General features: G+C 55.0%; 15 protein-coding genes. 10 read left to right on the top strand and 5 right to left on the bottom strand.

Translation table 11 applies throughout. The features are described from left to right. On the top strand, window positions 1-733 hold a 733-nt coding region (locus tag QVO43_RS03105), incomplete at its 5' end, for a metallophosphoesterase (protein ID WP_288174433.1). Window positions 734-752: 19 nt separating this feature from the next. Continuing rightward, the gene (locus QVO43_RS03110; RefSeq protein ID WP_022487140.1) at window positions 753-1,073 is read left to right on the top strand and encodes a winged helix-turn-helix transcriptional regulator; all 321 of its coding nucleotides are present in this window, start codon (window positions 753-755) and stop codon (window positions 1,071-1,073) included. 45 nt (window positions 1,074-1,118) lie between these two features. Here QVO43_RS03110 and QVO43_RS03115 read toward each other — a convergent pair whose 3' ends face one another. Then, a complete protein-coding gene (locus QVO43_RS03115; protein WP_022487141.1) occupies window positions 1,119-1,574 on the bottom strand; it encodes a nuclear transport factor 2 family protein in 456 nt (151 codons plus the stop codon). Window positions 1,575-1,770: 196 nt separating this feature from the next. On the opposite strand from QVO43_RS03115, the gene dapF reads away from it, so the two are divergent. From dapF to QVO43_RS03130, 3 genes are all read left to right on the top strand, one after another. Further along, window positions 1,771-2,655 (top strand): diaminopimelate epimerase, encoded by an 885-nt coding sequence (gene dapF / locus QVO43_RS03120; RefSeq protein ID WP_353844373.1) that lies wholly within the window; start codon window positions 1,771-1,773, stop codon window positions 2,653-2,655. Window positions 2,656-2,737: 82 nt separating this feature from the next. Next, a complete protein-coding gene (locus QVO43_RS03125; protein ID WP_022487143.1) occupies window positions 2,738-3,937 on the top strand; it encodes an LL-diaminopimelate aminotransferase in 1,200 nt (399 codons plus the stop codon). A gap of 23 nt (window positions 3,938-3,960) precedes the next feature. Further along, window positions 3,961-4,410: a hypothetical protein gene (locus tag QVO43_RS03130; RefSeq protein WP_022487144.1), complete on the top strand. Its 450-nt coding sequence runs from the start codon at window positions 3,961-3,963 to the stop codon at window positions 4,408-4,410. Between the two features lie 77 nt (window positions 4,411-4,487). On the opposite strand, the gene QVO43_RS03135 is transcribed toward QVO43_RS03130, so the two are convergent. The 4 genes from QVO43_RS03135 to QVO43_RS03150 are packed head-to-tail and all read right to left on the bottom strand — an operon-like array spanning window position 4,488 to window position 8,195. Then, a complete protein-coding gene (locus QVO43_RS03135) occupies window positions 4,488-5,549 on the bottom strand; it encodes a polyamine ABC transporter substrate-binding protein (protein WP_022487145.1) in 1,062 nt (353 codons plus the stop codon). 6 nt (window positions 5,550-5,555) lie between these two features. Continuing rightward, the gene (locus tag QVO43_RS03140; RefSeq protein ID WP_022487146.1) at window positions 5,556-6,353 is read right to left on the bottom strand and encodes an ABC transporter permease; all 798 of its coding nucleotides are present in this window, start codon (window positions 6,351-6,353) and stop codon (window positions 5,556-5,558) included. Further along, a complete protein-coding gene (locus QVO43_RS03145) occupies window positions 6,334-7,194 on the bottom strand; it encodes an ABC transporter permease (protein ID WP_022487147.1) in 861 nt (286 codons plus the stop codon). The genes QVO43_RS03140 and QVO43_RS03145 overlap by 20 nt, the downstream gene beginning before the upstream one ends. Beyond that, the gene (locus QVO43_RS03150; RefSeq protein ID WP_022487148.1) at window positions 7,191-8,195 is read right to left on the bottom strand and encodes an ABC transporter ATP-binding protein; all 1,005 of its coding nucleotides are present in this window, start codon (window positions 8,193-8,195) and stop codon (window positions 7,191-7,193) included. Before QVO43_RS03150 ends, QVO43_RS03145 begins: the two co-directional genes overlap by 4 nt. A gap of 256 nt (window positions 8,196-8,451) precedes the next feature. On the opposite strand from QVO43_RS03150, the gene rplU reads away from it, so the two are divergent. The 5 genes from rplU to rpoB all read left to right on the top strand — a co-directional run bounded on the left by rplU (window position 8,452) and on the right by rpoB (window position 13,866). Beyond that, window positions 8,452-8,763 carry a 50S ribosomal protein L21 gene (gene rplU, locus QVO43_RS03155; RefSeq protein ID WP_012937735.1) on the top strand — a complete coding sequence of 104 codons (312 nt, stop codon included), beginning with the start codon at window positions 8,452-8,454 and terminating at the stop codon, window positions 8,761-8,763. A 3-nt stretch (window positions 8,764-8,766) separates the two neighbouring features. Beyond that, a complete protein-coding gene (locus QVO43_RS03160) occupies window positions 8,767-9,096 on the top strand; it encodes a ribosomal-processing cysteine protease Prp (protein ID WP_022487149.1) in 330 nt (109 codons plus the stop codon). A gap of 5 nt (window positions 9,097-9,101) precedes the next feature. Then, window positions 9,102-9,392: a 50S ribosomal protein L27 gene (gene rpmA / locus QVO43_RS03165; protein ID WP_012937737.1), complete on the top strand. Its 291-nt coding sequence runs from the start codon at window positions 9,102-9,104 to the stop codon at window positions 9,390-9,392. A gap of 58 nt (window positions 9,393-9,450) precedes the next feature. Next, window positions 9,451-9,837 (top strand): hypothetical protein, encoded by a 387-nt coding sequence (locus QVO43_RS03170; protein WP_022487150.1) that lies wholly within the window; start codon window positions 9,451-9,453, stop codon window positions 9,835-9,837. A gap of 294 nt (window positions 9,838-10,131) precedes the next feature. Beyond that, entirely contained in the window at window positions 10,132-13,866 is a 3,735-nt protein-coding gene (gene rpoB / locus QVO43_RS03175; protein WP_022487151.1) for a DNA-directed RNA polymerase subunit beta, read from the top strand.

Genomic DNA, 13,866 nt, shown 5'->3' on the forward strand with positions numbered 1-13,866 from the left:
CAGCCAGTGGAACGCCTGGTTCGGGGTGGTGGAACCCATGGCGGAAAAAATCCCGGTGGCGCCTCTGATGGGGAACCATGAAACCTACGACCTGAACTGGAAGGTGCGGATGCCGGAAGGGTATCTCCACCGGTTCGCCCTGCCGGACAACGGACGGGAAAAATACCGGAACCAGTTCTATTCCTTTACCGTGGGGGATGTGCATTTTGTGGTACTGAACACCCAGAACGAGGAACTGAAGGAATGGGAACCGGATCTGGCCCGGGACCAGGAGGCCTGGTTCCAGGAAGATATGGCACGGAACCAGGGCAAATGGAATATTGTGCTGATGCACAAGGACCCCCTCCAGTATGCCTTTGATCCGGCAACCCGGCCGGGACGGGACCGGGCGGAAGGGTTCTCTCCGGAAGGACGGGAATGGATGCCCCTCTTTGATCGGTACGGGGTGGACCTGGTGCTCAGTGCCCATCTCCATACCTATCGGAATCGGGGAAGGATCTACGATTTCCAGCGGGCAGATCACGGACCTTCTTACATCATTACCGGCGTGGCTGGAGACGTGCGGTATCCCAGCCTCTGGAAGCGCCATGCCCTGGATGTGACCCTGGCCCCCCAGCCGGAAACGGACAACTACCTGGTACTGGAAAAACAGGAAGACCAGCTCCGGATCCAGTGCTTCCTGCCCGACGGGACCCTGGTGGATACGGTGACTATTGGGAAAAGTGAAGAGTGAAGAGAATGGAGGAAATCAGGTGGCTCAATTTGACGGAAAGACCTATGACTGCCCCTTTGATTGTTTTCTGGCAGTCCTGAAGGGAAAATGGCGTACTGATCTGCTGCTGGCTCTGGCCGACCATCCCAGCCATTTCCGGGAACTCCAACGGACCCTGACGGGCATCAGCGCCAAAGTCCTTACGGAAAATCTCCGGGGCCTGGAACGGAATCATCTGGTGGAACGGCAGGAGCAGGATGATCCTGCCGGAATGGTGGAATACCGTCTTTCTTCGGAAGGAGAACAGCTCATCCAGGTTATGGAGCAGATCAACCATTGGGTGGGGCGCTGGCTGGCATAAAAAAGGCTGTTGCCTGGTGATTTCTCTCTCTGGCAACAGCTTTTTTTAAAACATGGTGTTGGTGTTTTCCGCTTTTTCCGGAATATCCTGGATTACGTCCCAGTGTTCCACGATCTTCCCGTTTTCGACCCGGAAGATATCTACGGCGGCCTGGCCACGGTCCTTGGCGTTCAGTTTAATGTGGTTATGGATGAATACCAAATCTCCGTCCGCCCCCAGATGCTTGATCTCTGCGGTGCTTTCCGGAAACTCTTTCAGGAAACCGGCAATGCCCTCCTTGAAGGCCTGCTTTCCATCTTTGAATCCGGGACTGTGCTGGATATAGGTATCTCCTGTCAGTTCGTCAATAACGGCTGTGTGATGCTCGTTGAAGATCTGGTCCCAGAAATAGGCAGCCAGTTCCTTGTTGTTCTTGAACTGGGGAGCAGCACCGGCCGTCCCCGATACTATCCCGCACAGCAGCAAGCCCAGGGAAAGGGTCAGTAATTTTTTTTTGAACATAATAGAACGACCTCCTTTGTCTTAAGTTAGTTTAACATAACTAAAATAAAAGAGAAAGAAGGTACTTTCAGGTAACCTTCACTTTTCATCCTAAGACGCAGGCCTTATTGTTTAATTTTTGGGGACAAGTGCAGCAGAAAAACTTTCATGATATAATAAGAAATCAAGCGAAAATGAGGGGGAAGACTCCATGAAAATGAAATTTACCAAAATGCACGGCTGCGGCAACGACTATGTTTATGTGGACTGCATGGACCGGATGCTGCCAAATCCGGGGAAAATCTCTGAATATGTGAGCCGCCGGCGGTTCGGCATCGGTTCTGATGGACTGATCTGCATCTGTCCGTCGGACAAGGCGGATTTCCGGATGCGGATGTTCAATGCGGATGCTTCCGAAGGGAAAATGTGCGGGAACGGGTCCCGATGCATTGCCAAATATGTCTATGACAAAGGGCTCACCCACAAGGATACCATCACCCTGGATACCCTGGGGGGCATCAAGACCATCCACATGACCGTGGAAAACGGGAAGGTGGTCCTGGCGGAAGTGGATATGGGCAAAGCGGAGACCCGGGTGGCCGCCATTCCCATGGACTGGCCCGGAGAAACCTGTGTGGACCAGCCGGTGACCTTCACCCGTTCGGACGGAACGGAAATCACCGTCCAAGGCACTGCCGTTTCCATGGGGAACCCCCATTTTGTCACCTTTGTGGAGGACGTGGAAACGGTACCGGTGGAAGCGGTAGGCCGGGTCATCGAGACTTCGCCTCTTTTCCCGGAGCGGACCAATGTGGAATTTGTCCAGGTGGTGGATGAAAACTATGTGAAGTTCCGGGTGTGGGAACGGGGCAGCGGGGAAACCTGGGCCTGCGGTACCGGCGCATGTGCCGTAGGGTATGCCTGCGTGGCCCTGGGCAAAGCCGGCAGACGGAATGAATTCCTGAAGGTGGAAGCCAAAGGGGGCCTGCTCCAGGTCCGTACCGGGGAAGGGGACCTGATGACCCTGAAGGGACCGGCGGTAACGGTTTATGAGGGGGAAATCGAAATTCCGGAAGAAATTTTGGAAGAAAGTTTGAAATAATTGACTTTCCTCCAGGGCTACTTTACAATAAATAAAGGTTCCTAAGAGGAATACATTCTTTTGCATTAAAGGAGAGTCAGATATGGCGTTAGTGAATGGGAATTTTGCGAAGTTAAAGGAAAGCTATCTGTTTTCGGATATTGCTGCACGGGTGAAGGCTTTTACCGAAGCCCATCCGGAAAAAAAGCTCATTAAAATGGGCATCGGGGATGTTACCCTGCCCCTGGCTCCTTCTGTGGTGGAAGCCATGACCAAGGCCGTCCAGGAAATGGGCCACAAGGAAACCTTCCGGGGCTATGGTCCCGAACAGGGTTATGAATTCCTTCACGAAGCCATTGCCAAATACTATGCCCGTCACGGGGTCCAGCTGGAAACCAAGGAAATCTTCGTCAGCGACGGGGCCAAAAGCGACTGCGGAAACATCACTGACCTGTTCGATGACAGCAATGTGATCCTGGTTCCGGATCCGGTGTACCCGGTATATGTGGACACCAACGTGATGCGGGACCGGAAGATCCTGTACATGAACGGGACTCCGGAAAACGACTTCCTGCCCATGCCGGATCCGGCTGTGAAGGCGGACATCATCTATCTGTGTTCCCCCAACAACCCCACCGGGGCTGCCTACAACAAGGAACAGCTGAAGGAATGGGTGGACTACGCTCTGAAGAACGACGCCATCATCCTGTATGATGCGGCTTACGAAGCCTTCATCACCAACCCGGATATGCCCCGGAGCATCTACACCATCCCTGGCGCCAAGGATTGCGCCATTGAATTCTGCTCCTTCTCCAAGACTGCAGGGTTCACCGGTACCCGCTGCGGCTACACGGTGGTGCCTCTCCAGCTGACCCGGAAATCTCCGGAAGGGAAGGAAATGAGCCTGAACAAAATGTGGCTCCGCCGGCAGACCACCAAGTTCAACGGTGTGAACTACATTGTCCAAAGAGGGGCGGAAGCTGCCATGTCCCCTGTGGGCGAAAAGGAATGCGGGGATATGCTGGCCTACTACCGGGAAAACGCCCGGATGATGATGGAAACCTTCGACAAGAAGGGCTACAAATACTATGGGGGCGTGTATTCTCCCTATGTATGGATGAAGTGCCCCAATGGCATGGGCAGCTGGGAATATTTTGACCACCTGCTGAACGACCTGGCCATTGTAGGGACCCCCGGTGCCGGTTTCGGCACCATGGGCGAAGGGTATCTGCGGCTCAGTGCTTTCGGTACTCACGAAGGCACCAAAGAAGCCATGGAACGGATCGAAAAAGACAATATCTGATAAAAAGAAGGGTTGGATCCAACATGAAAAAAATCATTCTGATGCTGACGGCAGTCCTGTCTCTGGGTATGGCCAGCCTGGGCTTTGCCAGCCCGGCCAGTGACCTCTTGGCCCAAGAAGAAACTACTACCAGCAATGTCATCAAACTGATCCAGGGGAAAGGCCAGCTGGCGGAAGTGTCCACCGGTTTCTCTCCGGCTCTCCAGAAGAACTTCAACGCTGCCGCACTGGACAACATGAAAAAAGGTGTAACGGAACAGCTGGGTGGCATCAGCAATCTGAAACTGGTCCGTCTGGACAAATTTGCTGACGCAGACCGTCTGGTGTATATCGGCGATGCCAAAAAGGCTCCCAATGTGCAGATGACCTTCGTGTTCAGCGTCAAAGGCAAAAAAGCCGAACTCCAGGGCCTGAACCTGATCCCTGTGGAAGTGAAACAGGTACAGAACAGCCAGAAAGAACAGGCAAAATAAGAGGTGCCGCACAAGCGGTCCGTGACAAAAAGGGACTGTGAAAAAATGAGAAATCATTTTTTCACAGTCCCTTTTCCTTACCGTATGGTTTTCAGTTCTGTCCAGTACTTGTCATACAGGGTGATCCCGTCCCCCAGGTCGTGGAGCCATTCGCCCTCTTTCAGGTGGGTGATGGCGGTGTTCAGCATGGGGTCTGCCAGGTATTCTTTGGAATGGTACTTCCGGGCATTGCTGTTGGGATCGTTGTAGCCGATGGCTTCGTAGTTTTTGGCACTGACCTCCGGATCAAACAGGAAGTTGATGAATTTCTCCGCCAGTTCCTTGTGTTTGGCCCCTTTGGGAATGGCCAGGGTATCCGCCCACACCAGGGTCCCTTCCTTGGGGATCACGAACCCCAGGTTGGGGTTCTCCCGGTAGCTGAAGGAGGCATCCCCGGACCACATGGTGCCGATCCAGCCTTCTTCGGCAATGAATTTCTGCTTCAGGCTGTCCGTATCGTAAGCCAGCACATCGGGGGCCAGGGCCTTCAAATCCTGGAAAGCCTTGGCCAGCTGGGCGGGATCCGTGGAGTTGTTGGACCAGCCGTTCTTCTTCAGGGCCATGCCGAACACTTCCCGGCTGTCGTTGAGCAGGATTACCCGGCCCTTGTAGGCGGGATCCCACAGATCGTTCCAGGAGGTGGGCGGGGTTTTGATGTATTTCTTGTTGTAGACGATTCCGGTCATACCCCAGGTGTAGACCACGGAATAGTCTCCCTTAGGATCGAACTGGGGATGCTGGAGGGTGTCCATCATGTTCCGGGTATTGGGGATGGCGTCCTTATCCAGCTTTTCCAGCATGTTCAGTTTGATCATGGTGGACACCATATAGTCGGAAGGCTGGATCAGATCGTACTGGGCGCCCCCGGCCTGGAGTTTGGCCAGAAGCTCCTCGTTGTTGGCGAACACGTCGTAGTTCACCCTGCAGTTATATTTTTGTTCAAAGGCTTTGATCATGTCCGGGTCGAAATTGTCCGCCCAGCTGAAAATGTTCAGCACCTGTTTCCCGTCATCGGCGGGCTTTTTTTCACTGCTGCAGCCGGTAAGAGCAAGCACCAGGGGCACCAGACACAGGACCAGGAGCCAGGAAAGTTTTTTCACGCAGCATCAGTCCTTTCGGGAAGAATGGTAGCCCTTTTTCTGCAGCAGCTGGGAAATCACCACCAGGGAGACGGTGACCAGCATCATGCAGGTGGACAGGGCGTTGATCTGGGGAGAAATCCCCCGTTTGACCATGGCGTAAATGTACAGGGGCAGGGTGGTGGAATTGGGCCCGGCCACAAAGAAGCTGATCACGAAATCGTCGATGGACAGGGTGAAGGCCATCAGGGCACCGGCCACCACCCCGGGCAGGATCATGGGGAAGGTTATATACCGGAAGGCCTGCCAGGGAGTGGCATACAGATCGCTGGCCGCTTCTTCCAGGTCCTGCCGGCAGCCTTCCAGCCGGGCTCCCACGGTGATGATCACAAAGGAGAGGCAGAAGGTGATGTGGGCGATGATCAGGGTGGTTTTCCCCAGGGGGATCCCGGTCTGGGAGAACAGCACCAGCAGGGACAGCCCCATGACGATTTCCGGGATCAGGATGGGCAGGTACAGCAGGCTGTTGATGAGAAATTTGCATTTGTACTGGTACCGGTGGAGGGCCAGGGCCGCCAGGGTTCCCATGACGGTGGTGACCACTGTGGTGATGGAGGCGATGAGCAGGCTGTTTTCCAGGGCTTCCAGCACCCGGTCATTCTGGAGCAGGGATGCGTACCATTTCAGGGTGAACCCTGTCCACACCGCATTGATCCGGGAATCGTTGAAAGAGTACAGGGACAGGATCAGAAGGGGCAGGTACAAAAAGGCCAGGATGGCCAGGGAATAGGACAGGAGGGTGGCGTTACGCCAGCTTTTCTGCATGGGACTTCCCTCCTTTCTGGGCTTCCAGGGCTTTGTAGTACAGGGCAATCATCACCAGGGAGAGCAGCGCCAGGATAATGGACAGGGCGGATCCGAAAGGCCAGTCCCGGGCAGCCAGGAACTGGTTCTGGATCACGTTTCCCATCAGGGCGCTTTTGGCACCTCCCATAATGTCCGGCACCACGAACATCCCCAGGGAGGAAATGAACACCAGGATGGAACCGGCGGCCACCCCCGGCAGGGTGAGAGGCAGGGTGATCTTACGAAAAGCGGTGAAGGGAGCGGCCCCCAGGTCACTGGCGGCTTCCAGCAGCCGCTTGTCCATCTGTTCCAGAGAAACGTAGATGGGCAGTACCATAAAGGGCAGCAGGGCGTAGACCATTCCCAGCATCACGGCATAGTTGTTGTAGAGCAGGGTCATGGGTACCTGGATCACTCCCAGGTGGAGGAGGAAGGTGTTCACCAGCCCCTGGGCCCGGAGGATGATCACCCAGGAATAGGAACGGATCAGGAAGTTGATCCAGAAGGGGATCATTACCAGGATGATCCCGGCCTGCTGCCATTTTTTGGGCAGCACCATGGCGATGGTATAGGCCACCGGATAGCCCATGGCAAAGGTGAACAGAGTGGTGATGAGCGCCGTGGCCAGGGTGGAGACGAAAATCATCAGGTACAGAGGTTCCAGGAACCGGGTATAGTTGGTCAGGGTCCACTGGAACACCACCTGTCCGTAGGCTGTGCGGGAGGCAAAGGATACGCCCACCACGATCAAAAGGGGCAGGGCAAAGAACAGGGTCAGCCACCCCATGGCCGGCAGCACCAGCAGTTTCCCCCGCTTCATTTCGTCACCTGGACGCCGTCTTTGGCGTCCCAGCTGATGGCCACCCGGTCATCCACTTCCCATTTCCGGTATTCATCATAATATTGGTAGGCAGTGATGATTTCCCGGGTGGAATCCAGCCGGATGAACAGCTTGTCCAGGGTGCCGCAGAACTGGATCTGTTCCACCGTGCCGGTGTGGGCAGGCTGGGTTCCGGCAGCTGCGGCTTCTTCCAGGCTCCGGACATTGATGAACTGGGGCCGGACGGAAAGGAGACGGCTGTCATCCCCGGGCACCGGGAAGAAGTTGTTCTCCCCGATGAAGCTGGCGGCAAACCGGCTCCGGGGATACTGGTAGATCCGGGCCGGGGGATCGTCCTGTTCGATCTTCCCGCCGTTGACGATGATGACCCGGTCGCTCATGGTGAGAGCTTCCTCCTGGTCATGGGTCACATAGATGAAGGTGATGCCCAGCCGCTGCTGGAGGTTCTTCAGTTCCAGCTGCATGGTTTTCCGGAGCTTGTAGTCCAGGGCACCCAATGGTTCGTCCAAAAGGAGCACTTTGGGGTTGTTCACCAGGGCGCGGGCAATGGCCACCCGCTGCTGCTGACCGCCGCTCATCTGCTGGGGCCGGCGGTAGCGCAGCTCTTCCAGTTGAGTCAGCTGGAGCACTTCGGCCACCCGTTTCTGCTGTTCTTTCTGAGGGACTTTCTTCATCATCAGCCCGAAGCGGATATTTTCCTCCACGGTCATATGAGGGAACAGGGCATAGTGCTGGAACACCATATTCACGTTTCGTTTATAGGGAGCCAGACGGGTTACGTCTTCGTTGTCCAAAAAAATATGGCCCGCCGTAGGCGTCTCCAGACCGGCGATCATGCGCAGCATGGTGGTTTTCCCACAGCCGGAAGGGCCTAGAAGGGTCACGAATTCCCCGTCATAGATTGTCAGGTTCAGGGTAGGGATGATCAGGTTGTTTTCAAATTCCTTGGTGATTCCAACCAGACGAATCATTTCTTTCATCTTTGATTCTCACGACCTTTCTGCAGTTTGCAATCTAATAATTATAGCATGTTTCCTTTCTGAGGAATACAGGAAAAACAGGAAATTTCCCCGGAAAAAAACGGGGAGAAACGGGAAAAAACTTGCGTTTTTTTCCGTTTTGTAGTAAACTATCAAGGCTGAATGTGAATTTGGCACTACCGCCCGGAGAGGTTCCCAAAAACTCCGGAAGGAGTTACCGTATTCGGCGAGTCTTGGAATGAGGGAGGTGCAGAATATGTACGCTATTATCCGTACAGGTGGCAAACAGTACCGCGTCAGCGAAGGCGATGTACTGAACGTTGAAAAACTGAACGTTGAAGAAGGCCAGGAAGTCGTTTTTGACGAAGTTCTGACTGTTGTCAACGATGGCGATGTGAAAGTAGGGGCTCCTACCGTAGCCGGCGCCAAGGTAACCGCCAAGGTTGCCAAACAGGGCAAAGCTGATAAGATCTTTGTTTTCAAATACAGAGCTAAATCCAACTATCGGAAACGTCAGGGTCATCGTCAGCCGTTCACCCAGGTTGAAATCACTTCTATCGAAGCCTAAGCCATGATTGCCGTAGACATTTACTACAACAGCCGTGGCAGAATCAGACGGTACAGGGTATCGGGGCATGCGGAGTACAGCCCGGATGGGTTCGACGAAGTGTGCTATGCTGTATCGCTGAATACTCAGGTGGCCGCCAATGGCCTCAATGAAGTCCTCCATCGGAAGGTGGACTACTCCATTGACCAGGAAGACGGCAGCCTGGCTGTAAGACTGGTGGATGAGCCTGATGCGAAGACGGATGCAGTGCTGAAGACCATGGTCTGCGGCCTGCGCCATCTGCAGAAGACCTATTCCCAGGATTATCTCATGATCAAGGAACACAGGAGGTGAACATCGTGTTCGAATTAATCCTTCAATTACACGCTCATAAGAAAGGGTCCGGTTCTACCCACAACGGCCGTGATTCCAACGCACAGCGCATGGGGACCAAAGCCCATGACGGTCAGCTGGTAACCGCAGGTTCCATCATCGTCCGTCAGCGCGGCACCCGTTTCCATATGGGCCAGAACGTTGGCATGGGCAAGGACTACACCATCTATGCGAAAGTGGCCGGCAAGGTTGCTTTTGAAAGATGGGGCAAAGACCGCCGTACCATCAGCGTTTACCCGGTGGAAGCCGAAGCTTAAAGACCAGAAGGGCTGCCGCATTGCGGCAGCCCTTTTTTTCATGGAAGGACGGGAGAACATGGAGGAAGCCCTGCGGGAACAGGTCCGGGACTTTGCGGCCCGGGGCCTGAAAAGCCTGGAACAGGAAGACATGCCCGATGCCCGGGGAAATCTGGCATTCACCCGGGAAGCCCTCCGGGACCGGAAGGCGGCTGAAAGCAGCTGCAGCCGGGAGGAAATGGCAGTCCTGGACCGGGTGCTGAAGGAAGTGGAAGCCTTCCCCAAACTGGCGGCCAATGCCCGGGATTCCCTCCTGGACCTGGAAGGAGTCCGGTGCTTCGGGGCCGGCCGGTTCCTGATTTTCTACCGGTACAATTCCAATTACGGGCTGGTGACGGTGATCCGGCTGGCCCTGGACCGACCGGAGTGGAAGGAACTGATCCGGGACGGGAAAAAATTCCATTAAAAAAGTTTCACAAAAAAATCATAAATAAATTTGGCGATAGCCCTTATATTATGGTATAATTATCGTCCATGAAGTTTGCTAAAGCAGGATTATATAGGTTTCGCGAGTGCTCAGTGGTTGGACATCGCGTTCCCGCTCAAGTGAGGAGAGGAGCACGAAATGCTGACTGAGAGACATTGCAGGATACAAGGCTGATCAATCTTGATTGTGTTGACTGCCTTGTTTTTTTTGTGTGATAGATTTCTTGGTACTTTCTTCGAAATACCTGCCTAGAGAAAAGGAGTGAGAGACCACATGTTTAAGCCGGTACATAATGGCGACCGCATCCGGTACAGTTATGCTCGGATCAAAGAAGTCCTGAAGATGCCGCATCTGATTGACCTGCAGAGAAAATCTTATGAGTGGTTCATAAGAGAAGGGCTGCACGACGTGTTCAAGGATGTTTCTCCCATCAAGGATTTTACGGACAACCTGGAACTGAGTTTTGAAAACTTCACCATCGGGGATCCCAAATACGATATCGAAACCTGCAAGGAAAAGGATGCCACCTATGCGGCGCCTCTGAACGTGGATGTACGGCTGCTGTACAAGGACACCGGGGAAATCAAGGAATCCACTGTGTTCATGGGGGATTTCCCTCTGATGACCGATACCGGCACCTTTGTGATCAACGGGGCGGAACGTGTCATTGTCAGCCAGCTGGTCCGGTCTCCCGGTGTCTATTACGCCAAGGACATGGATCCCATGGGGAAATTCCTCTACGGGACCACGGTGATCCCCAACCGGGGCGCCTGGATCGAATATGAAACCGATCTGAACGACATTATCTACGCCCGTGTGGACCGGACCCGGAAACTGCCGGCTACGGCACTGCTCCGTGTAATGGGCCTGCCCACCAACGACGACATCATCCAGACCTTCGGGGAACATCCTTTCCTGATGGCTACCCTGGCCAAGGATACCACCAAAAACGAAGAAGATGCCCTGCTGGAAATCTACCGGAAACTGCGTCCCGGCGAACCGGCCAACCTGGAAAACGCCGCCCAGCTGATCAAGAACATCTTCTCTGACAACCGGCGGTATGACCTGGCCAATGTGGGCCGTTACAAGGTCAACAAGAAACTGGGCTGGCGCCAGCGCCTGCTGGGCAAGGAACTGACTTCTCCCATTGCCTTCGAAAATCCCGACGGAACCCGGGGCGAAGTGGTCCTGCCGGCCGGCACCATCATCGGTGACGATGAAATCGATAAAATCGAACAAAGCGGCATTTACAGCGAACCGGGCTATGCGGAAGTCTGGGTGAAATACCAGGAAAAACCGGAACGGATCATCGTGACCAAGGACATCGACGCATCCGTACGGGTGATTACTCCCGCTGATGTAATCGCCTCCTTTGCGTACCTGCTGAACGTAATCGACGGCATGGAAGGCAAGGACGACATCGACCATCTGGGCAACCGGCGTGTCCGCTGCGTAGGGGAACTGCTCCAGAACCAGTTCCGGATCGGCCTGAGCCGTATGGAACGGGTGATCCGGGAACGGATGACTCTCCAGGATGCTGATGTGATCACGCCTCAGGCTCTGATTAACATCCGTCCTGTGGTGGCCGCTGTGAAGGAATTCTTCGGCAGCAGCCAGCTGTCCCAGTTCATGGACCAGAATAACCCTCTGGCTGAACTGACCCATAAACGCCGTCTGTCCGCTCTGGGGCCCGGCGGTCTGTCCCGGGAAAGAGCCGGTTACGAAGTCCGTGACGTGCACGTTTCCCACTACGGCCGTATGTGTCCTATTGAAACCCCTGAAGGCCCCAACATCGGTCTGATCGGATCTCTGGCCGCCTACGGGGTGGTAAACCGGTACGGCTTCATTGAAACTCCTTATCGGAAAGTGGACAAGAAGACCGGCAAGGTTACCAACGAAATCGTTTACATGACCGCCGACGAAGAAGACAACTACATCGTGGCACAGGCCAACGAACCTTTGAACGATGACGGGTCCTTCGTGAACAGCCATGTAACCTGCCGGGAACGGAACGACGTGCTGTCCATTCCTCCCACCCGGGTGGATTTCATGGACGTATCCCCGAAACAGGTTATGTCCATTGCAGCAGCCCTGATTCCTTTCCTGGAAAACGATGACGCCAACCGGGCTCTGATGGGTGCCAACATGCAGCGTCAGGCTGTGCCTCTGCTGAACCCCAAGGCTCCTGTAGTAGGGACCGGGATGGAATACAAAGTGGCCGTGGACTCCGGCGTGTGCATCCTGGCCAAACATGCCGGGACGGTGAAATACGTCAGCGGCGACAAGATCATCGTGACCCGGGCCGACGGTGCCGGCATCGATGAATATAACGTGCTGAAATTCAAACGTTCCAACCAGAGCACCTGCGTGAACCAGCGCCCCATCGTCTTCAAGGGAGACAAGGTGGAAGAAGGCCAGGTACTGGCTGACGGTCCTGCCACGGACCATGGCGAACTGGCTCTGGGCCGCAACGCCATTGCCGCCTACATGCCCTGGGAAGGCTACAACTACGAAGACGCCGTACTTCTCAGCGAAGACCTGGTGAAGGAAGATGTCTTCACCTCCATCCATATCGAAGAATACAACTGCGACGCCCGGGATACCAAACTGGGGCCTGAAGAAATCACCCGGGACATCCCCAACGTTTCTGAAGAAGCCCTGAAGGACCTGGACGAAGACGGGATCATCCGCATCGGTGCGGAAGTCCGCCCTGGGGATATCCTGGTAGGGAAAGTCACCCCCAAAGGGGAAACGGAACTGAGCGCAGAAGAACGGCTGATCCGGGCCATCTTTGCTGAAAAGGCACGGGAAGTCCGGGACAGCTCCCTGCGGGTACCCCATGGGGAATCCGGGATCATCGTCAGCGTACAGATCTTCACCCGTGAAAACGGGGATGAACTTCCCCCTGGCGTAAGCAAACAGGTCCGCGTCCATATTGTCCAGAAACGGAAGATCAGTGAAGGGGACAAGATGGCAGGCCGTCACGGGAACAAGGGTGTTGTTTCCCGGATCATGCCGAGAGAAGACATGCCGTTCCTGCCCAACGGGGAACCGGTCCAGATCGTGCTGAACCCTCTGGGCGTACCTTCCCGTATGAACATCGGGCAAATCCTGGAAGCCCATCTGGGCTGGGCTGCCTGCGCCCTGGGGATGCGGATCGAATCCGGAGACCCGAAACTGGCAGGCGAACTGAAGGAAGCCGGCTACGATGTGGATAAGTACGGCATGCCGGAAACCGTGGATCATGCAGTGCCGGTGGCTGTGCCCGTGTTCGATTCCGCCCGGGAAGACGACATGGAAAAGACCCTGAAGCTGGCTGGTGTGGATCCCAGCGGGAAGACCACCCTGTACGACGGCCGTACCGGGGAACCCTTCGACAACCCGGTTACCGTAGGCTGCATCTACTACCTGAAGCTCCACCATCTGGTTGCGGACAAGATCCATGCCCGTTCCACCGGTCCGTACTCCCTGGTTACCCAGCAGCCTCTGGGTGGTAAAGCCCAGTTCGGCGGCCAGAGATTCGGGGAAATGGAAGTGTGGGCCCTGGAAGCTTACGGGGCTGCCTACACCCTGCAGGAAATCCTCACCGTCAAGTCCGATGACGTGGTGGGCCGTGTGAAAGCCTATGAAGCCATCGTGAAGGGTGAAAACATCCCTGAACCGGGTGTGCCTGAATCCTTCAAGGTACTGGTGAAGGAAATGCAGAGCATCGGTCTGGACATCCAGGTGCTGGATGAAGACGATGATGAAATCGATCTGGATGATGAAGACGAAGATATCGGAATGGGCGACATCGCCAGAGAGCTGGATATGGATATGGCCAACAAGGCTCCCCATACCGCAGCCAATGTGGGCGAAGAGAACCCGGCCCAGTCCAGCGGCGAAGAACTGAGCCCTGACGAAGACCAGCCGGAAGGCAGCGACTTCGACGTGATTGCCGATATCGGGAACATGAATCTGGATGATTCCCATGACAACGGCGACGACAACGGGTCTGATGCAGAGTAG

The sequence above is a fragment of the Acidaminococcus sp. CAG:542 genome, from assembly GCF_000437815.1.
Taxonomy (GTDB): Bacteria; Bacillota; Negativicutes; order Acidaminococcales; family Acidaminococcaceae; genus Acidaminococcus.